Origin of the sequence: Hydrogenophaga sp., from assembly GCF_011772445.1 — a bacterium.
Classification (GTDB): Bacteria; Pseudomonadota; Gammaproteobacteria; order Burkholderiales; family Burkholderiaceae_C; genus Hydrogenophaga.
In genome coordinates, this window is record NZ_WVZN01000048.1 from 83,449 (window position 1) to 102,469 (window position 19,021).

The 19,021-nt window shown below is 68.9% G+C and carries 18 protein-coding genes; 3 read left to right on the forward strand and 15 right to left on the reverse strand.

Features of this window, described 5'->3' with window-relative positions:
- Positions 1 to 63 precede the first annotated feature (63 nt).
- Positions 64 to 951, reverse strand: coding sequence for a LysR family transcriptional regulator (locus GTO19_RS21370; protein WP_291024708.1), 888 nt, complete (start codon positions 949 to 951; stop codon positions 64 to 66).
- A gap of 87 nt (positions 952 to 1,038) precedes the next feature.
- Between GTO19_RS21370 and GTO19_RS21375 the strand changes: the two genes are divergently transcribed.
- Entirely contained in the window at positions 1,039 to 2,037 is a 999-nt protein-coding gene (locus GTO19_RS21375) for a sodium-dependent bicarbonate transport family permease (protein WP_291024711.1), read from the forward strand.
- A 28-nt stretch (positions 2,038 to 2,065) separates the two neighbouring features.
- On the opposite strand, the gene GTO19_RS21380 is transcribed toward GTO19_RS21375, so the two are convergent.
- Genes GTO19_RS21380 through GTO19_RS21395 form a run of 4 tightly spaced genes read right to left on the reverse strand, consistent with a single transcriptional unit; the run spans position 2,066 to position 5,806 of the window.
- Positions 2,066 to 2,875 (reverse strand): enoyl-CoA hydratase-related protein, encoded by an 810-nt coding sequence (locus GTO19_RS21380; RefSeq protein WP_291024713.1) that lies wholly within the window; start codon positions 2,873 to 2,875, stop codon positions 2,066 to 2,068.
- Positions 2,876 to 2,931: 56 nt separating this feature from the next.
- The gene (locus GTO19_RS21385) at positions 2,932 to 3,471 is read right to left on the reverse strand and encodes a DUF2889 domain-containing protein (RefSeq protein ID WP_291024715.1); all 540 of its coding nucleotides are present in this window, start codon (positions 3,469 to 3,471) and stop codon (positions 2,932 to 2,934) included.
- Positions 3,468 to 4,637, reverse strand: coding sequence for a CaiB/BaiF CoA-transferase family protein (locus GTO19_RS21390; protein ID WP_291024718.1), 1,170 nt, complete (start codon positions 4,635 to 4,637; stop codon positions 3,468 to 3,470). Before GTO19_RS21390 ends, GTO19_RS21385 begins: the two co-directional genes overlap by 4 nt.
- Positions 4,638 to 4,642: 5 nt before the next feature.
- On the reverse strand, positions 4,643 to 5,806 hold the full coding sequence (locus tag GTO19_RS21395; protein ID WP_291024720.1) for an acyl-CoA dehydrogenase family protein: 1,164 nt from the start codon (positions 5,804 to 5,806) through the stop codon (positions 4,643 to 4,645).
- Between the two features lie 152 nt (positions 5,807 to 5,958).
- Here GTO19_RS21395 and GTO19_RS21400 point away from each other — a divergent pair, with 152 nt between their 5' ends.
- Positions 5,959 to 6,552: a TetR/AcrR family transcriptional regulator gene (locus tag GTO19_RS21400; RefSeq protein WP_291024732.1), complete on the forward strand. Its 594-nt coding sequence runs from the start codon at positions 5,959 to 5,961 to the stop codon at positions 6,550 to 6,552.
- A 204-nt stretch (positions 6,553 to 6,756) separates the two neighbouring features.
- Here GTO19_RS21400 and GTO19_RS21405 read toward each other — a convergent pair whose 3' ends face one another.
- From GTO19_RS21405 to GTO19_RS21435, 7 genes are all read right to left on the reverse strand, one after another.
- Positions 6,757 to 7,914 (reverse strand): ABC transporter substrate-binding protein, encoded by a 1,158-nt coding sequence (locus GTO19_RS21405; RefSeq protein WP_291024734.1) that lies wholly within the window; start codon positions 7,912 to 7,914, stop codon positions 6,757 to 6,759.
- Between the two features lie 49 nt (positions 7,915 to 7,963).
- Positions 7,964 to 9,010: a branched-chain amino acid ABC transporter permease gene (locus GTO19_RS21410; RefSeq protein WP_291024736.1), complete on the reverse strand. Its 1,047-nt coding sequence runs from the start codon at positions 9,008 to 9,010 to the stop codon at positions 7,964 to 7,966.
- A 1-nt stretch (position 9,011) separates the two neighbouring features.
- Complete coding sequence (locus GTO19_RS21415) at positions 9,012 to 9,884, reverse strand: branched-chain amino acid ABC transporter permease (protein ID WP_291024738.1); 873 nt, start codon at positions 9,882 to 9,884, stop codon at positions 9,012 to 9,014.
- Positions 9,881 to 11,746, reverse strand: a complete 1,866-nt coding sequence (locus GTO19_RS21420; protein WP_291024741.1) for a long-chain fatty acid--CoA ligase — start codon at positions 11,744 to 11,746, stop codon at positions 9,881 to 9,883. The genes GTO19_RS21415 and GTO19_RS21420 overlap by 4 nt, the downstream gene beginning before the upstream one ends.
- Positions 11,739 to 12,530, reverse strand: a complete 792-nt coding sequence (locus GTO19_RS21425; protein WP_291024744.1) for an ABC transporter ATP-binding protein — start codon at positions 12,528 to 12,530, stop codon at positions 11,739 to 11,741. The genes GTO19_RS21420 and GTO19_RS21425 overlap by 8 nt, the downstream gene beginning before the upstream one ends.
- The gene (locus GTO19_RS21430; RefSeq protein ID WP_291024746.1) at positions 12,527 to 13,357 is read right to left on the reverse strand and encodes an ABC transporter ATP-binding protein; all 831 of its coding nucleotides are present in this window, start codon (positions 13,355 to 13,357) and stop codon (positions 12,527 to 12,529) included. Before GTO19_RS21430 ends, GTO19_RS21425 begins: the two co-directional genes overlap by 4 nt.
- 131 nt (positions 13,358 to 13,488) lie before the next feature.
- Entirely contained in the window at positions 13,489 to 14,754 is a 1,266-nt protein-coding gene (locus GTO19_RS21435; RefSeq protein WP_291024749.1) for an FAD-dependent oxidoreductase, read from the reverse strand.
- Positions 14,755 to 14,848: 94 nt separating this feature from the next.
- Between GTO19_RS21435 and GTO19_RS21440 the strand changes: the two genes are divergently transcribed.
- Positions 14,849 to 15,466 (forward strand): TetR/AcrR family transcriptional regulator, encoded by a 618-nt coding sequence (locus GTO19_RS21440; protein WP_291024752.1) that lies wholly within the window; start codon positions 14,849 to 14,851, stop codon positions 15,464 to 15,466.
- Positions 15,467 to 15,843: 377 nt separating this feature from the next.
- Here the strand turns inward: GTO19_RS21440 and GTO19_RS21445 are convergent, their stop codons facing one another.
- From GTO19_RS21445 to GTO19_RS21455, 3 genes are read right to left on the reverse strand one after another with little or no spacing between them, the layout of a single operon-like run.
- The gene (locus tag GTO19_RS21445) at positions 15,844 to 17,397 is read right to left on the reverse strand and encodes a long-chain fatty acid--CoA ligase (protein ID WP_291024755.1); all 1,554 of its coding nucleotides are present in this window, start codon (positions 17,395 to 17,397) and stop codon (positions 15,844 to 15,846) included.
- Between the two features lie 23 nt (positions 17,398 to 17,420).
- Positions 17,421 to 18,536, reverse strand: coding sequence for a hypothetical protein (locus GTO19_RS21450; protein WP_291024757.1), 1,116 nt, complete (start codon positions 18,534 to 18,536; stop codon positions 17,421 to 17,423).
- Between the two features lie 5 nt (positions 18,537 to 18,541).
- Entirely contained in the window at positions 18,542 to 18,997 is a 456-nt protein-coding gene (locus GTO19_RS21455) for a hypothetical protein (protein WP_291024759.1), read from the reverse strand.
- Between the last annotated feature and the right edge of the window lie 24 nt (positions 18,998 to 19,021).

The following is a 19,021-nucleotide window of genomic DNA, read 5'->3' on the forward strand; positions in this document are numbered from 1 at the left end:
GATAGCCACTCGCAACTGCGGCCGCATGAAAGACCCGCGGCCGCGCCCGCCGCGCCGGCGGCCTCAGCCCGGCTGGCTGAGCAGGTGATCGCGAAAGGCCAGGGCGATCGGCGACAGGCGCTTGCCCGCGAGGTGGACGATGCTCCACTGCGACGCGATGGGAAAGCCCTGCACGTCCAGGACCACCACACCGTGCTCGCGCGCGTGCCCGTGCAGCGCGTGCTGGGAGATCATGCCCAGGCCGAGCCCGCCGGCCACTGCCTCCTTGATGGCCTCGTTGCTGCCCAGCTCCATGCGCACGTCCGGCACGAAACGCTGGGCGCGCAGGTACCGGTCGACCGCCATGCGCGTGCCCGAGCCGCGTTCGCGCAGGATGAAGCGCTGATCGGCCAGCCCGCGCAGCGTGAGGCCCTGCGTGCGGGCGAGCGGGTGACGCGACGCCGCGATGACGACCAGGGGGTTGGCCATGAACACCTCGCCTTCGACCGCGAGGTCGGCGGGCGGCATGGACATGATGTAGAGGTCATCGAGGTTCTCGCGCATGCGCTGCACCACGCCGTCGCGGTTGAGCACCTCCAGCGCGACGTCGATGGCCGGGTGCTTGTGGCAGAAGCGGCCGAGCTGGCGCGGCACGAAGTACTTGGCGGTGCTCACCACCGAGACCTTCAGGTGACCGCGCGCCAGGCCCTGGGTGGCGGCCACCTGCTGCTCGAAGTTCTCCCATTCGCGCGCCATGGCGCGCGCGGTCTGCGCCAGCTCGAGCCCGGCGGGCGTGAGGTGCACCTTGCGGCCGATCACCTCATACAGCGGCAGGCCCACGCTGTCGGCGATCTCGCGCAGTTGCATGGACGCGGTGGGCTGGGTCACATGCATGGCCCGCGCGGCACCGCTCACGCTGCCGGTCTCCTGCAGGGCCAGGAACAGGCGCAACTGCCGAAAGCTCACGTTCATAGACTTTTCTCTATATGTCACTCCAAACAAATCGATTTTACGGAACACCTTGTCTTGCCTAGCATCGGGCCGAACCTGGAGTTGTCCATGACCAGCCTGCTCGACCCCGCCATCCTGTTCTTCGTCTTCGGTGTGCTCGCCGGCGCGCTGCGCTCCGACCTGGAGATTCCGCCCGCCATCGGCAAATTCCTGTCGCTCTACCTGCTGATGGCGCTGGGCCTCAAGGGTGGCTTCGCACTCGCCGAGTCCGGGCTCTCGCCGGCCATGCTCAGCGGCCTGGGTGCTGCCCTGTTCATGGCCTTTCTGGTGCCCGCGCTGGGCTACGCCTTCCTGCGGCGGCACGTCTCGCGCTTCGATGCCGCCGCCGTCGCCGCGGCCTATGGCTCGGTCAGCGCGGTCAGCTTCGTCGCGGCCACGCAGTACCTCGAGAACCAGGGTATGAGCCCGGGCGCCCACATGACGGTGGCCATGGTGCTGATGGAGACGCCGGCCATCCTGATGGCCGTGCTGCTGGCCAATGCGGCGCGCCAGGCCGCGCGGCCGGTGCTGGTGGTGGGCGCCGGGCAGGCCGCGCTGTCGGGCATGCCGGTGGCCGGTGGCGCGTCGCTGGGCGGCATCCTGCGGGAGTCCTTCACCGGCGGTGCGCAGCTCCTGCTGCTGGGCTCTCTCGTGGTGGGCTGCCTCAGCGGCGAGGCCGGCAAGGCGGTGATGCAGCCGTTTGCGGGCGATCTGTTCAAGGGGCTGCTGGCCTTCTTCCTGCTGGACATGGGCCTTCTGGTGGCGCGCAACGTCGGCGCCGCGCGGCGCGCCTCGCCGGTGCTGCTGGCCTACGCGGTGCTCGGGCCACTGGTGCATGCCCTGATCGCCCTGGGCCTGGCGAGGCTGCTCGGCCTGTCCACCGCCGACACGGCCCTGCTGATGGTTCTGAGCGCGAGCGCGTCCTACATCGTGGTGCCGGCGGTGCTGCGGCACGCCGTGCCCGAGGCCAGTCCTTCGCTCTACCTGGGCCTGTCGCTGGGCCTGACCTTTCCGTTCAACATCCTGCTGGGCATCCCGCTCTACACCTGGATGGCCGGCGCGCTCTGAGGGCGCATTCGCAGGCGCTGCCCGTCGCTCAACCCCGCCCGCGAAACACCGGCGGGCGCCGCTCGATGAAGGCGCGCATGCCCTCGGCGAAGGCCTCGCCGTCGATCAACTGCGCCTGGCGCTCGCGCTCCAGCGCGAGCTGCTGCGCCAGGTTGTTGCGTTCGCTGGCCGCGAACAGCGCGCGCGCCTCGGCGATGGCGTGCGCGGGCATGGCGGCCAGGCGCGTGGCCAGGGCCAGCGCCTCCTGCGCCAGCGCGCCGTCGTCCACACAGGCCCACACCAGGCCCCAGTCGGCGGCGCGCGGCGCGTCCAGCTTGTCGCCCAGCAGGGCCAGGCCCAGGGCGCGGGCACGTCCCACGGCGCGCGGCAGGGCCCAGCTCGCGCCCATGTCGGGCACGGCGCCCAGGGCGGGCACGAAGGGCAGGTAGAAGTAGGCCGAGCGCGCGGCGATCACCACGTCGGCCGCCAGGGCCAGGCCCACGCCGCCTCCCGCGGCCACGCCGTTGACCGCGCACACCACGGGCACCGGCAGCGAGCGCAACTCCGCGACCATGGGGTTGCCGGTCTCGTCGAGCATGTGACCCACCTGCGTGCCCAGCGAGCCGCGCGAGGGGTCCTTGGCGCGCTCGCTGAAGTCGGCCAGGTCGGCGCCGACGCAGAAGGCGCGGCCAGCGGCGGTGAGGATGAGGGCACGGATGGCCCTGTCCTCGCGCACGCGGCGCAGCGCCTCCAGCACGCCCTGTTGCAGCGCAGGCGTCAGGGGGTTGAGGCGATCGCCTTCGTTGAGCGTGAGCGTGGCGATGCCATCGCACTGCTCGAACTGGACGGCCGGGTGCAATGGGGTACCTCCGCCTGCGGCTGCGGCGCGAGCGCCTTCGGGCGGCCGGGCGGCGCTCATGGCTTCGGCTCCCGGGCGTGTTCACTGAAGTAGGTGCGCACCACCGCGCCGTCCAGGCGCAGCGCGTGGCAGCCGCCCAGCGGCGTGGTGCGGGCGGGGTTGCCGGCCTCGTCGGCACCGCCGAAGTTGCCGTCGGCCCACAGCACCTGGAAGGCGGCGCTGGCCAGGGTGGGCAGCAACTCGGTCATGTGGGTGCAGCCGGCCGTGCCGCGGAACAGGCGCTTCACGGCCATGGTGAAGCCCGGCTCGATGCGCAGGCCCACGAGCTGGCGGTAGGCGGACTCGACCTCGCGGCAGTCCGGGTAGGGCGTGTGGTCGCTGGACGCGCGGGCGTCGACGATGGTGCGTTCGCGGTCGATGGTCAGGCGCACGCGCATCTGGTGGATGGCCTCACCCGCCGGCACCTCGCGGTTGACGAGTTGCAGCGGCACGGGCTTGGTGTCGATGAGCAGACCGTCGAGGTCGATCAGGCCGTCGGGGCGCTCGAAGGCCTCGCAGTGGATGCGGCGCAGGTGCAGGGGGCGGCGCTCGTTCATGGCGATGGCGCCGCGTGCACCACGCCGGCCGCGCACAGGGCGTCGATGCCGTCGCTGGCGTACCCCGCCTGAGCCAGCAACGCGCGCGTGTGCGCGCCCACCGCGGGCGCGCGCGGCGGCAGTTGCGTGGGCGTGCGGTCGAAGCGCGGCGCGGGCGCGGGCTGCACCGCGCCGTCGGCCTGCACGAAGGTGCCGCGCGCCAGGTTGTGCGGGTGATGGGGCGCTTCCTTCATCGACAGCACCGGCGCGAAGCACACGTCGGTGCCTTCGAGCAGCGCGCACCACTCGTCGCGCGTGCGGGTGCGGAACAGGGCCTCGAGCTGGCTGCGCAGCATGGGCCATTCGCCGCTGTCCCACTGCTTCTGGAAGCCCGGGTCGTCGATGCCGCACAGCGCCAGCAGTTGTTGGTAGAACTGCGGCTCGATGGCGCCGATGGACACGAAGCGGCCATCGGCGCATTCGTAGGTGCCGTAGAAGTGGGCCGCGCCGTCGAGGAAGTTGCTCTCGCGCCGGTCCTGCCAGAAACCCTTGGCCATCAGCCCGTACTGCGCGGCCATCAGCAGGGCCGCGCCATCGGTCATGGCGGCGTCCACCACCTGGCCCTGGCCCGATCGCTGCGCCTCGGCCTGCGCGGCCAGCACGCCCACCACCAGCAGCATCCCGCCGCCACCGTAGTCGCCCACCAGGTTGAGCGGTGGCGCGGGCGGCCGGTCGGCCGGGCCCATGGCGTGCAGCGCGCCGCTGAGCGCGATGTAGTTGAGGTCGTGGCCGGCCGCCTGGGCGAGCGGACCGCTCTGGCCCCAGCCCGTCATGCGGCCGTAGACCAGGCGCGGGTTGCGCGCGTGGCAGGCCTCGGGCCCCAGGCCGAGCTTTTCGGCCACACCGGGGCGAAAGCCCTCGATGAGCACGTCGGCGCCTTTGACCAGCTTGAGCACCGCCTCGACGCCGCGCGGGTCCTTCATGTTCACCGCGATGGAGCGGCGGCCGCGGTCCACGATGCCGTCGTTGCGCATCAGGTCTTCCAGGCCGCCGCGCGAGGGCGGGCCGGGCAGGCGGTCCACCCGGATGACGGTGGCGCCCAGGTCGGCCAGCAGCATGCAGGCGAAGGGCCCGGGGCCGATGCCCGCGAGTTCGATGACGGTGAGGTGGGAAAGCGGCCCGGGCATGGCGGTCACATGCGCTTGGCGACTTCTTCCAGCATCACCTCGGTGGCGCCGCCGCCGATGGTGAGGATGCGCGCGTCGCGCGCCATGCGCTCCACCGGCGTGCCGATGATGAAGCCCGTGCCGCCGTGCAGTTGCAGGCAGGTGTGCACCACCTCCTGCAACGTCTCGGCGCCGAAGGCCTTGAGCATGGAGACCTCGCGCACCGTGTCCTTGCCCTCGTCGATCATCTGCGCGCACTGGTAGGTGAGCGCGCGCACGGCCGCCGCCTTGGACGCCATCCAGGCCAGCTTGTTGCGCACCACCTGCTGGTCCCACAGCGATTTGCCGAAGGCCTGCCGCTGGCGCACGTAGTCCACCGTGAGTTCGATGGCGCGCGCGCAGGTGCCCGAGACCAGCGCGCCCACCACCAGGCGCTCGTTCTGGAAGGTGCTGACGATGTAATAGAAGCCCTTGCCCTCCTCGCCCAGCAGCGCGTCGGCCGGCAGCTTGAGGTCGTCGAAGAACAGCTCGGCCGTGTCGGACGAGCGCCAGCCGTGCTTCTCGAACTGGCGCGTGATCTTCAGGCCCGGCTTGTCCTTGTCCACGATGAACAGCGAGATGCCGCGGCTGCCCTTGGCCTCGGGGTCGGTGCGCGCGGCCACGATGTAGATGTCGCCGTGCACGCCGTTGGTGATGAAGGTCTTGGAGCCGTTGATGAGCCAGCCGCCGTCGGCTGTGCGCTCGGCGCGCGTGCGCAGGCCCGCCACGTCGGAACCGGCCCCGGGCTCGGTCACGCAGACCGCGCCCACCTTGCGACCGGCGCAGGCCTCGGGCAGGTACTTCTGCTTCTGCTCGTGCGAGCCACGGTGCGCGATGTGGCTGATCGACATGTCGCTGTGCACGGTGAGCGCCGAGGCCACGCCGCCGTAGCCCGAGCGCGCGAGTTCTTCGCCCAGCACCACCGAAGCCAGCGCCCCCAGGCCGCCGCCGCCGTATTCCACCGGGTGGCGCATGCCGAGAAAGCCCAGTTCGCCCAGCTCGCGGAACAGGGAACGCGGGATCTCGCCCGAAGCCTCCCAGGCGTCGGCGAAGGGCACGATGCGCTCCTTCGAGAAGCGGCGCACCTGGTCGCGCACCATGCGCAGGTCCTCATCGAGGAAGTCGGGTTCGAGGAATTCGAATTCGGTCATGTGCTGCGGCGTTGAGGCGGGCCAAGGAATGCGGGACCTTGCTTATTCATAGTCCGGCGTGTCGGTTTATTTTATGGGCGAAAACCGAGTCCCGCAAGGCGCCTTGCTACACTTCGCCGCCCCTTGAGAAGCCTGCCCAGAGGAGAGGACACATGCCGCGCATCCGTTCCGACGACTACGAAACCAAGGCCCAGGCCATCATGGACGCGGCGGCGGCCATCTTCGCCAAGGAAGGCTACCCGGCCGCCAAAATGCAGGACGTGGCCAAGGCCTGCGGCGCGACGAAGTCGATGCTGTACCACTACTTCCCGACCAAGGACGACCTGCTGTTCGCGATGCTGCAGGAGCACCTGCAGCGGCTGATCGGTGCGATGGAGGAGGCGCTGGCGAGCAAGGCCAGCGGGCGCGAGCGGCTGCAGATGGTGGTGGAGGCGTACACGCAGAAGTCGGCGCAGTCGCGGCGGCGGCACATGGTGGCCATGAACGACGTGAAGTTTCTGCCCAAGGCCAAGCAGACGCCGTTGATCAACCTGCAGCGCCAGCTCACCGAACTGGTGGCGCGGCTGCTGCACGAGCTCAACCCGGACCTGCCGGAAGCGGTCTACAAGCCCTACACCATGATGCTGCTGGGCATGCTGAACTGGACGGACTTCTGGTACAAGCCCTCGGGGGAGGTGAAGCCCCAGGAGCTTTGCGATCGGCTCTCTCGGTTGTTCCTCAAGGGGTTTCTGGCCGAGAAGGCTTGAGTTGGGGATTTCTCTCGTTGCACCTCGCGCACGCTCGCGGCCGATGGGCGCTCCACTCCGGGACTGTCCCCCGGACCGGCTGCGCCGGTCCTCCTCCTTTATGTCCCTGCGTGAAGCACCCATCACCCGCGAGCTGAAGTGGCGGTTGGGCGGCGGAAAAAGAAAAGGGGCCCGTAGGCCCCCTTGCAGACAAACCCCGAACACTCACTGCACCAGCTTGTAGGTGGTAGCTGCCGGATCCGCCTTCAACAGAAAGAGCTTCGGCGCCGCCAGGTGGTCGTCCGCCGCGAAGCTGATCGGCGTCATCGCCCCCGTCTCCAGGTTCTTCAGCTTGGCCAGCTCGGCGTTGGTGCAATCCCAGGTCAGCGCCTTGCCGCACTTGTCCATCGCCGCGAACAGCGCCCGCGCCGCCGAATAGCCCGTGAAGGTGTAGCGGTTCACCCGCGCACGCTCCTCGGCCGACAGGTGCTTCTCCAGCTTGTCCATGAAGCCCTTGGCCTCGGGTGAGCTTTCCAGATAGACGTAGTCCACCGTGTAAACCGTCTCGCCGGCGCTGCCCATCATCTTGGCGCTGGCCGGCACCCGCGACACGTAGGTCACGCCCACCGGGATCTTGTGGCCGATGCGCTCCAGCTCCTTGGTCATGGTGACGTTCTCGCCCAGCACGCCACCGGCCATCAGCGCCTCCGCGCCCGCCTGCTTGACCTTCAGGATCTCCGAGGAGAAGTCCGACTGGCCCTTCTTGTAGATCTGGCTGGAGACGACCTGCAGCTTCTTCTCCTTGGCCGCGCGCTCGAAGCCGTCGCGCACGTTCTGGCCGTAGTCGTCGTCCTGCGAGATCACGGCCCACTTCTTGTTCGGGTAGCGCTCCGCCATCTTGGACACCAGCTCATAGACCGCTTCTCGCATGTCGTAACCCACGGCGAACACGTTCTTGATGGTGGGCTGGTACAGGCCTTCGTAGGTGGTGATCGGCGCCATCGCCGGAATGCCGGTCTGCTTGATCAGCGGCATGGCGGCCTGCGCCTGCGCGGTGCCCGAGATGGAGGTGAAGGCGAAGATCTTGTCGCTGTTGATGAGCTTGCGCACGCCCTGGATGGTGCGCGAGGGCACGTAGCCGTCGTCTTCCGAGATGAGGCGCAGCTTGCGGCCGTGGATGCCGCCGGCCGCGTTGGCCTCGGCCACGGCGGCCTTCACGCCGAGGTTGTGCGCCACGCCCAGCAGCGCCGGCGGGCCGGTGAGCGGCAGGATGTCGCCGATCACGATCTCCGTGTCGCTGACGCCTTGCTGCTGCGCGGCGGCGTTGAAGGTGGCGCCGGCGGCCAGCAGGCCGAGGGCAAGGGCGGTGAGTCTGCGGTTCATGCTGTCTGTCTCCTGTTGGTGGGTCTGTGGCCGAAGCCGTCGGGGGGAATCAATAGCGCAGTGGCCAGTGCACCCAGGTGTGGCGCAGGTCGTGCCAGATGCCGCGCAGGCCGCGCGGGTCGAAGCGCAGGAAGGCGATGATCGCGATCCCGTAGAGGATGGTCTTGACCTCGTGCGCGCTGGTGGTCATGGTCTCGGCCAGGCGCCCGCCGAGGAAGGACATCAGGCTCGCGAACACCTCGGGCAAGGTGACGATGAACACCGTGCCGAGCACGGCGCCCAGCACCGAGCCGATGCCGCCCACGATGACGATGGCCAGGGCCTCGATGCTGAGCAGGAAGGGATAGCCCTCGACCGAGACGAAGCTCATGTAGATGGCCATGAGCCCGCCGGCCAGGCCGGTGAGCGCGGCGCTGATGAGGAAGGCCAGCAGCTTGTAGTGCACCAGGCTGATGCCCATGGTGCGCGCGGCGATGTCGTTGTCGCGCACGGCCACCAGCGCGCGGCCCACGTAGGACCGGCGCAGGTTCAGCACCAGCAACACGGTCAACGCGCACACGGCCAGACAGAACCAGTAGAAGGCGCGGTCGCTGGACAGGTCCATGCCCAGCACCACCGGCCGCTCGACCATGATGCCGCTGCCGCCGCCGGTGAGCTCGCCGCCGGCCAGGATGGCCGCGCTCACGATGTGCGCGAAGGCCAGCGTGGTGATGGCCAGGTACAGGCCGTGCAGGCGCAGCGAGGGAATACCCACGATGAGACCGAACAGGGCGGGCAGCACGGCCGACAGCACCAGCGCGATCTCGGGGGGCAGGCCCCAGCGCGTGACCGCGATGGCGTAGGCGTAGCCGCCGAGCATGAGGAAGCCCACGTGGCCGAGCGAAATCAGCCCTGTGAAACCGGTCAACACCATCAGGCCCAGCGCGCCCACGGTGGTGAACAGGATGATGGTGAGGTGCGAGAGCAGGAAGTTGCCGAGCACGAAGGGCGCGAGCGCCATCACCAGCAGCAGCGCCGCCGTCCACCCCTTCACCGCCGGCGAGTCCGTCAGGACCACCAGCTCGCCATAGCCTTGCTTGAAATAACCGCTGCGCATCTCAGACCCTCTCGATCCGCTTTTCGCCGAACAGCCCGAAGGGCCGCACCATGAGCACCACCAGGATCAGCAGGAAGCCCGCGATTTCCTTGAGCGTGCTGGGCAGGTAGCCGCCCACCAGGTTCTCCAGCACGCCGATGAACAGGCCGCTGAAGGCCGAGCCCAGCACCGAGTCGAAGCCGCCCAGCACGGTGGCGGGGAAGGCCTTGAGGCCGATCTCGTAGATGGTGGGCGCCAGGCCGTAGATGACCGCGAAGAAAGCGCCCGCCAGACCCGCCAGGCCCGAGGCCGAAGCCCAGGCCACGGCCTGCACGCGCGCGGTGGATACGCCCATCAGGCGCGCGGTCTTTTCGTCGGACGCCACGGCGCGCATGGCCACGCCGAAGCGGCTGTGGCGCAGGAAGAACCAGAAGCCCGCGATGGCGATCAGCAACACCACGATCACCGTGATCTGCCCTGCGCGCAGGCCGATGCCGCCCAGGTCCACGATGGTGTCGGCGCCTTCGACCGCGAACTTGTGCGGCGCGGCGCCCCAGATCAGCGTGACCAGGGCGCGCAGCACCACGGCCAGGCCCACCGTCACCAGCACCACCGAGAGCACAGGCTCGCCGAGCATGGGGCGCATGATCAGGCGCTCGCAGACCAGCCCCAGGGCCGCACCCACAGCCACCGACACCAGGATGGTGGAGACCGCGTCGGTGCCGAGCGCGGTGGCGATGGACCAGGAGGTGTAAGCCGTGAGCATGCCCATCTCGCCCTGGGCGAAGTTGACGATGCCGGTGGCCTTGAAGATGACGGCGAAACTCATGGCCACCAGGCCATAGATCGCGCCGATGGCCAGCCCGGAGACGACCAGTTCGATGAAGTAGTTCATGAGGCTCCGCCGCCGTAGATCTGTTCGAGCTCGCGCGCGAACTTCTTGTTGATGAGGCCGCGGCGCACCTTCTGCGTGGCCGTGAGCTCGCCGTCGTCGTGGTCGAGCTCCTTTTCCAGGAGCACGAACTTGCGGATGTTCTCGACGCGGGCGAACTTCGAGTTCACCTCGTCCACCACCTGCTGGATGAGCTCGATCACCTCGCCCATCTGCGTGAGCGACTTGAAGGTGGTGTACTGCAGGTCGCGCTCGGCGGCCCAGCGGCCCACGCTGTCGAAGTCGATCTGGATCAGGCCACCAAGGAACTTGCGGCCCTCGCCGACGACGATGGCCTCGCGCACGAAGGGGCTGTCCTTGAGCGCGTTCTCGATCTCCGATGGCGCGATGTTCTTGCCGCCGCTGGTGATGATGATGGCTTTCTTGCGGTCGACCACGGCGATCTCGTCTTGCGCGCGCACCTCGACGATGTCGCCGCTGGCCAGCCAGCCGTCGGCGGCCAGGATGTCCTTCGTGCCCTTGTCGTCGAACAGGTAGCCCTGGAACACGCCGGGCGAGCGCACGAAGACTTCGCCGTCCTCGCCGAGCTTCCACTCCACGCCTGGCATCGCGGGTCCGCAACTGCCGGACACGAAGGGCCGCCCCGGCACCTGAACGAAGGCCAGGCCGCCCGCCTCGGTGAGGCCATAGCCCTGACCCACGGGCAGGCCGATGATGTCGAAGAACTTCAGGGTCTCGGGCGACACCGAGGCGCCGCCGCACATGCGCGTGTGCGTGCGGTTCAGGCCCATGTGGCGCTGCATGTTGCGAAACAGCAGGCCATACCAGACGCCGAACTCGATCCGGTCAACGAGGTTCACCAGACGCCCGTGTTCGGCCCGCCGGTCCGACAGCGCGCGCCCGCGCTTCATGCCCACGCGGTACAGCCAGCGCTGCACGCGCCCGCTGTCCTTCATGCGGAACTCGAAGTGCTGCTGCAGCTTTTCCCAGATGCGCGGCACGCCGAGGAAAAAGGTGGGCGCGATCTCGCGGATGTTGGCCGAGACCGTGTCGATGGATTCCGCGAAGTTCACCGTGCCGCCGGTGAGCAGGTGCAGCACGGTCGAGTAGCCGCGCTCGGCCACGTGGCACAGCGGCAGGTAGCAGACCGACTCGAAGCGCTTGCCCACCATGTCGCGCGCGGCGGCGTAGGAGTAGGCGGCGAAGATGAAGTTGCGGTGCGTGAGCATCGCGCCCTTGGGCGGGCCGGTGGTGCCCGAGGTGTAGACGAGGATGTTCACGTCGTCGGGCACCAGCGAATCGATGCTGTGGTCCAGGCGTTGCTCGGCCAGAGGGTCTTCCTGCGCGAGCTGGTCGCCCAGGGCCATCAGGTGCTCGAAGCTGTGCGGCAGTCCCGGTGCGTAGCGGCGCAGCCCCTTCATGTCGACGCAGAAGATGTGCTGCAGGTGCGGCAGGCCCGCGCCCTCCTTCATCGCGTCGAGCACCTTGTCGGTCTGCTCCTGGTCGCCGGTGATGGCCACCTTGGCCTGGCAGTGGCCCGCGATGTAGAGCACCTCGGCCCAGGGGTTGGTCGGGTAGATGCCCACCACCTGCACGCCCAGCATCTGGGCGCCCAGGTCGGCGTAGAACCACGCGGGGATGTCCTCGGCCGCGATGACGATGCGGTCGCCGCGCCGCAGGCCGAGCTTCATCAGGCCCAGCGCGGTGCGGCGCGCGTCGCGGTAGTAGTCGGCCCAGGTGCGGCCGCGCCAGATGCCTTGCACCTTTTCGCGCAGCGCCACCTGGTTCCCGCGCTCCTTGGCGCGGTGGCGCAACAGGCCGGGCAGCGTGCCTTCGCCGCGCAGCAGGGAGTCGTGCTCAAGCATGGGCACCCTCCTCACCCAGGTACGCCGCCAGCACGGCGGGGTTGGTGGCCACCTCGGCCGGCGTGCCTTCGGCGATCAGGCAGCCGAAGTCCAGCACGTAGACGCGGTCGGACAGGTCCATCACCACCTGCATGTCGTGTTCGATCATGAGCACCGCGATGCCGAACTCGTCGCGGATGTCGAGCGTGAAGCGCGCGATGTCTTCCTTCTCTTCCCGGTTCATGCCCGCGACGATCTCGTCGAGCAGCAGCAGTCTGGGCTCGCAGGCCAGGGCGCGGCCGAGTTCCACGCGCTTCTGCTGACCGTAGGCGAGCTGGCTCACGGGCTTGTCGCGCAGTTCCTCGATCTCCAGGAACTCGATGACCTGCTCGACCTTCTCGCGCGCGGCGATTTCCTCGCGGCGCGAGCGCCCCCAATGCACCAGCGATTCCCACACCGGGTAGCGGAAGTGGATGTGCCGGCCCACCAGCAGGTTCTCCACCACCGTGCCGTGGCGGAACAACGCGAGGTTCTGGAAGGTGCGGCCGATGCCCAGACGCGCGAACTGGTGCGACTTGAGGCCCGCGGTGTCGCGGCCCGCGAAGCGGATCGTGCCGTCGCTGGGCGGCAGCACGCCGCTCACCAGGTTGAAGGTCGTGGTCTTGCCGGCGCCGTTGGGGCCGATGAGGCTCACGATCTCGCCCGGCATGACCTTCAGGCTCACGTCGTTGACGGCCTTGACGCCGCCGAAGCGCTTGGAGATGCGGGTGGCCTCGAGCACGGGGGTTTGCGCGGCAAGGCTCATGACAGCCACCTCTTGCGGCGCTTGTAGTGCTTCACGTCTTTCATGCTGGTGCGGCCGGGCTGTGAGCTCAGTCCCAGGTAGAACTCGCGCACGTCGGCATTGCGGCGCAGTTGCTCGCTGGTGCCGTCCATCACCACCCGGCCGTTTTCCATGATGTAGGCGTAGTCGGCGATGGCCAGCGCGCGGCTGGCGTTCTGCTCGACGAGCAGGATGGTCAGGCCCGTGGTTTCGCGCAGGGTCTGGATGCAGCGGAAGATTTCGCTCACCACCAGCGGCGCCAGGCCCAGCGAGGGCTCGTCGAGCACCAGGATCTTCGGCTGGCTCATCAGTGCGCGGCCGATGGCCACCATCTGCTGCTCGCCACCCGACAGGTAGCCCGCCGTGGTCTGGCGCAGGGCGGCCAGGCGCGGGAACAGGCTGAAGACGAAGTCGCGCGCCTGCGCCAGCTTCGCGGCGCTCTGCAGGTGCGCCCCGGTGATCAGGTTCTCTTCGACCGTGAGCGTCTGGAACAGGCGCCGCCCCTCGGGCACCTGCACCATGCCTTGCCGCACGATGGCGGGTGCGGGGTCCTTCTCGACCGCGCGGCCGTTGAGCAGGATGCTGCCCTTCTCGATCACGCCGTCCTCGGCGTCGAGCACGCCCGAGACGGCCTTGAGCACGGTGGACTTGCCCGCGCCGTTGGAGCCCAGCAGGGCCACGATCTGGCCCGGGCGCACCTCGAGCGAGACGTCGCGCACGGCCTCGATGGCGCCGCCGTAGACGACCTGGATGTTGTGGATGGCCAGCGCGGGCACGGGTGCTGCGCTGGCGGCGGTGGTGGCTGTCATGGGTGTCTCTGTTCCACCCTCGCGCATCGCTGCGCCGCGGGTGGTCATCTCCTGATAATTAGTCCGTCGCGTCGGTCTTTAATTGAGGCGGATTATGGTGCTTCGTTCCGGTCGATTCCCTGGGGATTTCCCTAGATGGCGGACGCCACCGGTGCGGTCTGCAGCAGTTCTTTCAGCGGCACGGCTTCGTCGGCCAGGCGCTCCACGTCCAACGTGCAGACCTGGGCCAGCGCGCGCTTGGCCAGCATGAAGTCGGCGGGCCGGTTGATCGCGTCCATGGCCAGCAGCCGATCGCCCGCGACGTAGAAGGCGCTGAAGGACTGCGTGGCCGGGTCGCCGCGCAGCACGCAGCGTTCGTACCCTTGCGACAGGCCCGCCATTTGCAGCTTGAGCGCGTACTGATCGGACCAGAACCAGGGCACGGCGCGGTGGGGCCTGGGCTTGCCGCCCAACCATGAGCCCGCCGCGCGCGCCTGCTCCAGCGCGTTCGGCACCGACTCGATGCGCAGCTCGCGTCCATAGAGGCTGTTGAACTGCAGCGTGCAATCGCCGGCGGCCACGATGTGCGGGTCGCGCGTGCGCGAGAGCTCGTCCACGGGGATGCCGCCCTCTTCCGCGATGCCCGCGGCGCGCGCGGCCTCGACGTTGACCAGCATGCCCAGGCCGGCGACCACGAGGTCCACCGGCAGGCGCGTGCCGTCGCGGCAGACGACGGCGCGGATCGCGTCTCCGCTCACCTCGACCGAGGCGACCTCCGCACCGGTGCGCAGGTCCACGCCAGCCGCTCGGTGCACGCGCTCATAGAAGGCCGACACCTCCGGCCCCGCCACCCGCGCGAGCACACGGTCCTGCAGCTCGAGCAGCGTGACCTCGGCGCCCAGGCCACGCGCGGAGGCCGCGACCTCCAGGCCCACGTAGCCGCCGCCGATGATGAGCACGCGCGCGCCAGGGGTCAGCTGCGCGCGGATGCCCTCGGCGTCGGCCATGGTGCGCAGGTGGTGCAGGTTGCGCGGACGCGCGCCCGGCGCCAGCCCGGCGCAGGACAGGGGCCGGGGGCGGCCACCCGTGCACAGCGCGAGCTTGTCGTAGGCCATGGAAGTGCCGTCGGCCAGCGCGATGCGCCGGTTCGCGCGGTCGATGGCCTCCATGCGCGCGCCGCTCACCAGCGCCACGCGGGCCGATTCGTACGCGCTGCGCGGACGCAGCAGCAGGCCGTCGACATCGACCTTGCCCGCCAGCCAGGCCTTGGACAGGGGTGGCCGGTGGTAGGGCAGCGCGGGCTCCTCGCCCAGCAGCGTGATGCGCCCGGCCCAGCCGTTCTGGCGCGCCGACACGGCGAGCTCGCTGCCCGCGTGGCCCGCGCCGACGATCAGCAGGTGTTGGTCCGAAGTCTCCATGCTTACCCTGAGAAGGTTTGATCCTGGTCAATATATAGTCCGACTCGTCGGTCTAAATATAAGCAGCTTTGGACCTGAACGCAAGGAGAAACCGATGACGAGGACAAGGGCGGACGATTACGAGGACAAGAAGGCCACCATCCTGGACAAGGCGGCCGCGCTGATCGCGCGCAAGGGCTTCGACCAGGCGACCATGCAGGACGTGGCCAAGGCCTGCGGCACCTCCAAGTCGCACATCTACCACTACTTTCCCAGCAAGGAAGAGTTGCTCTACGCCATCGTGCACGACCACATCACGCGCCAGGCGGCGGATCTGGCGCGCATCGTGGAGCAGCGGCTGCCGGCCGAGGCGCGTTTCCAGCAGTTCGTGGAGAGCTTCATGCAGGGCGCGGCGCGTGAGCGCGACGAGCACATCATCCTGATGAACGACCTGAAGTACCTGCCGCGCGCGGAGCTGAAGACGATCCGTTCGCTGGAGAGCAGCATGACGGAGCTGCTCAACGGCCTGCTGGAGGAGATCAACCCCGGCCTGATGAAGACGGCGCGCGTGCGCAAGCCCTACGCGCTGCTGCTCTTCGGCATGATGATCTGGACCTTCAGCTGGTACCGGCCGTCGGGGGACATCGGGCCGAAGGAGCTGGCGGCTCGCATTTCGCACCTGTTCGTGCACGGGTTCAAGGCCGAGGACTTGAGTTCATCTTTGGCGAGGTGAGGGAGTTGGCGCTTCAAGTGCTTCAAGTGCAGCGGGTGGGCGGGCCAGAGAGGAAGTCCGATTCTTTTGTTTGCGAGCCCAGGTGTCACTTGTAAGGGGCGGGCACCGGGCCGTGGCGGCGCCTGTGCGGTGCCGAGAAGCGCAGGGCGGGTGGCCGCGCGCGCAGCGCGCTTCGTCATCTGATTTGCGGCATCTGTTTGAGCGGAGCGCGCAACGCGCGCGCAGCGAGTTATGCCGCAGGCCACCTGACCGAGCATCGCAGGGGAGTCCTCGCGCAGCGAGGACCACCGCAGTGAAGCCGCCACGGCCCTGTGCCCGCCCCTGACGCGCCAACCATGGTCGCGCCAAAAAAGACAAAACCACAAACGCAAGACAGATCAGTTCACCCCTCGCCCCTTCCCCTTCCAGTAAGGCTCCCGCAGCACGTTCTTCATGATCTTCCCCGCCCCCGACAGCGGCAGCGCGTCGCGAAACTCCACGCGGCGCGGGCATTTGTAGTTCGCGATGAGCGTGTGGCAGTGATCGATGATCTCCTGCTCGCTCACACGCTGGCCGTCCTTCAACGCGACGACGGCCATCACCGCCTCGCCCCATTTCTCGTCCGGCACGCCGATCACCGCGCACTCTCGCACCGCCGGGTGCGCGTGCACCGCGTTCTCCACCTCGCGCGAGTAGATGTTCTCGCCACCGCTGATGATCATGTCCTTCACGCGATCGACGATGGTGATGAAACCGTCCTCGTCCATCCAGGCACCGTCGCCCGTGTGCATCCAGCCGTTGCGGATGGCCGCGGCCGTGGCCTCCGGCTTGTTCCAGTAGCCCAGCATCACCTGCGCGCCCCGCACCGCGATCTCGCCCGGCGTGCCACGCGGCACCTCGTTCCCGTCGGGGTCCACGATCTTCACGTCCACGCCGTAGGCGGCGCGGCCGGCGGCGTGCCGCTTGTGCGGGCCGTGCTCGCCATCGAAGTGGTAGCGCCAGGGCAGGCTCACCGTCAACGCGGCGGTCTCGGTCATGCCGTAGCCCTGGATGAACTCCCAGCTCGGCAGCTTGTCGATGGCAGCGGCCAGCACAGCGTCGGGGATGGGCGAGGCGCCGTACTCGCAGTAGCGCACGCTGCTGAGGTCGTAACGGCCGAAGTCCGGGTGGTTCAACATCATGTTGATCATGGTCGGCACGAACAGCACGTAGTTGACCCGGTGCGTCTGGATGGCCTCGAAGGCCAGCACCGCGTCGAACTTGGGCAGGCACACGTGCGTGCCACCGGCCAGCGTGAGCGCGAAGGCCGGGGACGCGCCGGCCAGGTGGAACAAACCCGCCGAGTGCATGTAGCGGGTCTGGTCCGAGAAGTGCAGCGTGGCGATCCAGTTGATCGACGCTGCGATGAAGTTCTTGTGCGAGAGCATCACACCCTTGGGGTGGCCGGTGGTGCCGCCCGTGTAGTAGATGCCGCAGAGCTCGTCGTCGCGGCCGCATTCGTCGGCCATGGGCGGTGTCTGCGCGATCAGCGCCTCGACACCGTGCATGCCGGCGGGCGTGGGCTGGTCGCCCATGTGCAGCACGTGCGCCATGGGGTGCCCCTTGAGCAGTTGCGGCACTTGCGGCGCGAAGCCATCGTCCACCACCAGGCCGGCGCAAGCGGCGTCGTTCAGGCTGTAGACGTTCTCGGGAATGGCCCAGCGCGTGTTCAGCGGCACGATGACGAGCTTGGCCCAGGCGGCGGCGAAGAAGAGCTCGATGTAGTTGTCGCTGTTGAAGGCCAGCACCGCGAGGCGATCACCCGGCTGCAGGCCCAGGGCGCGCAGGCCGGCGGCCAGGCGCGGCACGCGCTCGCCCACTTCCTGCCAACTGCGTTGGCGGTTCTGGTAGATGGTCGCGGGAAATCGGTGGCGCGTCTGCACCGCCCGCGTGAGCGCCTGAGTGAGCTGCATGTTCCTGTCTCCTGCTCTCGGCCTTATAGCGCGGGATGTTTCTGCGGCCCAGGGTACTTCGGGTACCCCGCGGCCACGCCGTATTCGCTGATGCCGATGCCGCTTTCACCGTCGGTGTGCACGCGCAGCACGTGGTCGCCCAGCGTGCGGGCGCGCTCGCGCGTGAGCGCGTCGTCCAGGTTCCAGGCGTCGTGCCCTTCGGCGTAGGCGCCCTTGTCGTCGCCATGGTTCCAGCCGCCGAAGCCGCCGTAGAGGCCACCCTTGAGGTAGAAGCGCGTGGGCAACGGCTCCAGCCGCAGCACGCGCGGCGCGCCGTGGTCGAAGCGCAGGCGCAGCTCACCGCCCGCCAGGGTTTGGCCCAAGGCGTCATCGGCCCACTGCAGCTCATGGTCGACGCCGGTGATCTCGCGCTCCACCACGCGCCCGTCCGCCTGGCGCTGGAACTCCGCGCCGGACAGGTAGAAGGGTTTGCCTGGCTCTCGCTCCTTCAGGAACAGGCACACGCCCAGGGACTCGGTCTGCAGCATGGACCAGGTCCAGAAGAACTTCTTGTGCGTCTGCATGGGCGGCGCGGCCCAGTCGGTGCGCATCTCGGAACGCACACCCCAGGACCGGTCGCGCTGTCCCCACCAGGTGGCGGGCTCCAGCGCATGCCGCTCACCATTGACTTGCAGCCAGCCACGCCAGCGGCCGAACTGCGTGACGCGCGCGAGGTCTTCCTCCACCACGCCGTCGCGCACGCGGCGGCTCTGCTTCTCCTGCGCGGCGGGCAGGCAGGCCTCGAACTGCAGCTCGAAGAACAGGCCCGAGGCGTTGTCCTTCAGTTGCAGGCGGTGCACGCCCTGCGCGGGCGAGATGTCCAGGCGCAGCGGTCCGACGGCCAGGTCCAGCGGGTTCGTGCCGAGCTGGCGCGAGGCGCGGAAGTTGTATTGCGTGCGACCCACGGTCACGCCCGCGAAGGCGTCCATCACTCCGCGGTTGGGGTAGTAGCCGAAGCCGATGTCCAACAGCAGCGGACGGCCGTCGACGGGGTGCGCGGTGTACCACCAGCGCTCGGTGAAGCGCGGATCGCCGTTGCCGGCCTGCGCGAAGGTGCCGGGCGTCTGATGGCCGGGCAGGTCGTCCTGGGGAGTCAGCATGAAGATCAGTCCTTGGGGGCAGCGGCCGTCATGGCGCTGAAGTCGGTGAGCGGAATGCGCTGGCGTTCGACGCGCAGTTGATCGCGCAGGGCCTGGCGCAGGATGGCGTCGAGTTCGGCCGCGAGCTCGGGCGACAGCGAAGGGCCTTGTTCGTCGAGCCAGTCGGTGAGCTCGCGCGTGCGCGCCTGGGCGGCATCCAGATCCGTGGCGTCGACACCGGCCGGCAGCGCCACACCGGCGCGCGCCGCGCGCTCGGCGAAGCGCTGGTTGCCATCGACCAGCGCGCGGGCCTGGGCCTGCAAGGCGCTCGGGTCCCACACGGTCATGCCGGCGAGCTTGCCGAGGATGTCGTGCACGGCGGCGAGCTGGCCGCGCGCGAAGTCGCTGCCGAGCTCTGGCGCCACCGCGTCGTTGAGCGTGCGGCGCAGGGCCTCGATCAATCGGGCGAGGTCGGTGTTCATTCGAATTCCCTCCGCGCTGCGCGC

What these genes read in the sequence shown, in the direction of transcription:
- GTO19_RS21420 (WP_291024741.1), bottom strand. Translation starts at nt 11,746, where the DNA reads ATGCTTGAGCACGACTCCCTGCTGCGCGGCGAAGGCACGCTGCCCGGC.
- GTO19_RS21455 (WP_291024759.1), bottom strand. Translation starts at nt 18,997, where the DNA reads ATGAACACCGACCTCGCCCGATTGATCGAGGCCCTGCGCCGCACGCTC.
- GTO19_RS21415 (WP_291024738.1), bottom strand. Translation starts at nt 9,884, where the DNA reads ATGAACTACTTCATCGAACTGGTCGTCTCCGGGCTGGCCATCGGCGCG.
- GTO19_RS21425 (WP_291024744.1), bottom strand. Translation starts at nt 12,530, where the DNA reads ATGAGCCTTGCCGCGCAAACCCCCGTGCTCGAGGCCACCCGCATCTCC.
- GTO19_RS21375 (WP_291024711.1), top strand. Translation starts at nt 1,039, where the DNA reads ATGACCAGCCTGCTCGACCCCGCCATCCTGTTCTTCGTCTTCGGTGTG.
- GTO19_RS21400 (WP_291024732.1), top strand. Translation starts at nt 5,959, where the DNA reads ATGCCGCGCATCCGTTCCGACGACTACGAAACCAAGGCCCAGGCCATC.
- GTO19_RS21385 (WP_291024715.1), bottom strand. Translation starts at nt 3,471, where the DNA reads ATGAACGAGCGCCGCCCCCTGCACCTGCGCCGCATCCACTGCGAGGCC.
- GTO19_RS21410 (WP_291024736.1), bottom strand. Translation starts at nt 9,010, where the DNA reads ATGCGCAGCGGTTATTTCAAGCAAGGCTATGGCGAGCTGGTGGTCCTG.
- GTO19_RS21435 (WP_291024749.1), bottom strand. Translation starts at nt 14,754, where the DNA reads ATGGAGACTTCGGACCAACACCTGCTGATCGTCGGCGCGGGCCACGCG.
- GTO19_RS21405 (WP_291024734.1), bottom strand. Translation starts at nt 7,914, where the DNA reads ATGAACCGCAGACTCACCGCCCTTGCCCTCGGCCTGCTGGCCGCCGGC.
- GTO19_RS21445 (WP_291024755.1), bottom strand. Translation starts at nt 17,397, where the DNA reads ATGCAGCTCACTCAGGCGCTCACGCGGGCGGTGCAGACGCGCCACCGA.
- GTO19_RS21430 (WP_291024746.1), bottom strand. Translation starts at nt 13,357, where the DNA reads ATGACAGCCACCACCGCCGCCAGCGCAGCACCCGTGCCCGCGCTGGCC.
- GTO19_RS21450 (WP_291024757.1), bottom strand. Translation starts at nt 18,536, where the DNA reads ATGCTGACTCCCCAGGACGACCTGCCCGGCCATCAGACGCCCGGCACC.
- GTO19_RS21370 (WP_291024708.1), bottom strand. Translation starts at nt 951, where the DNA reads ATGAACGTGAGCTTTCGGCAGTTGCGCCTGTTCCTGGCCCTGCAGGAG.
- GTO19_RS21390 (WP_291024718.1), bottom strand. Translation starts at nt 4,637, where the DNA reads ATGCCCGGGCCGCTTTCCCACCTCACCGTCATCGAACTCGCGGGCATC.
- GTO19_RS21395 (WP_291024720.1), bottom strand. Translation starts at nt 5,806, where the DNA reads ATGACCGAATTCGAATTCCTCGAACCCGACTTCCTCGATGAGGACCTG.
- GTO19_RS21440 (WP_291024752.1), top strand. Translation starts at nt 14,849, where the DNA reads ATGACGAGGACAAGGGCGGACGATTACGAGGACAAGAAGGCCACCATC.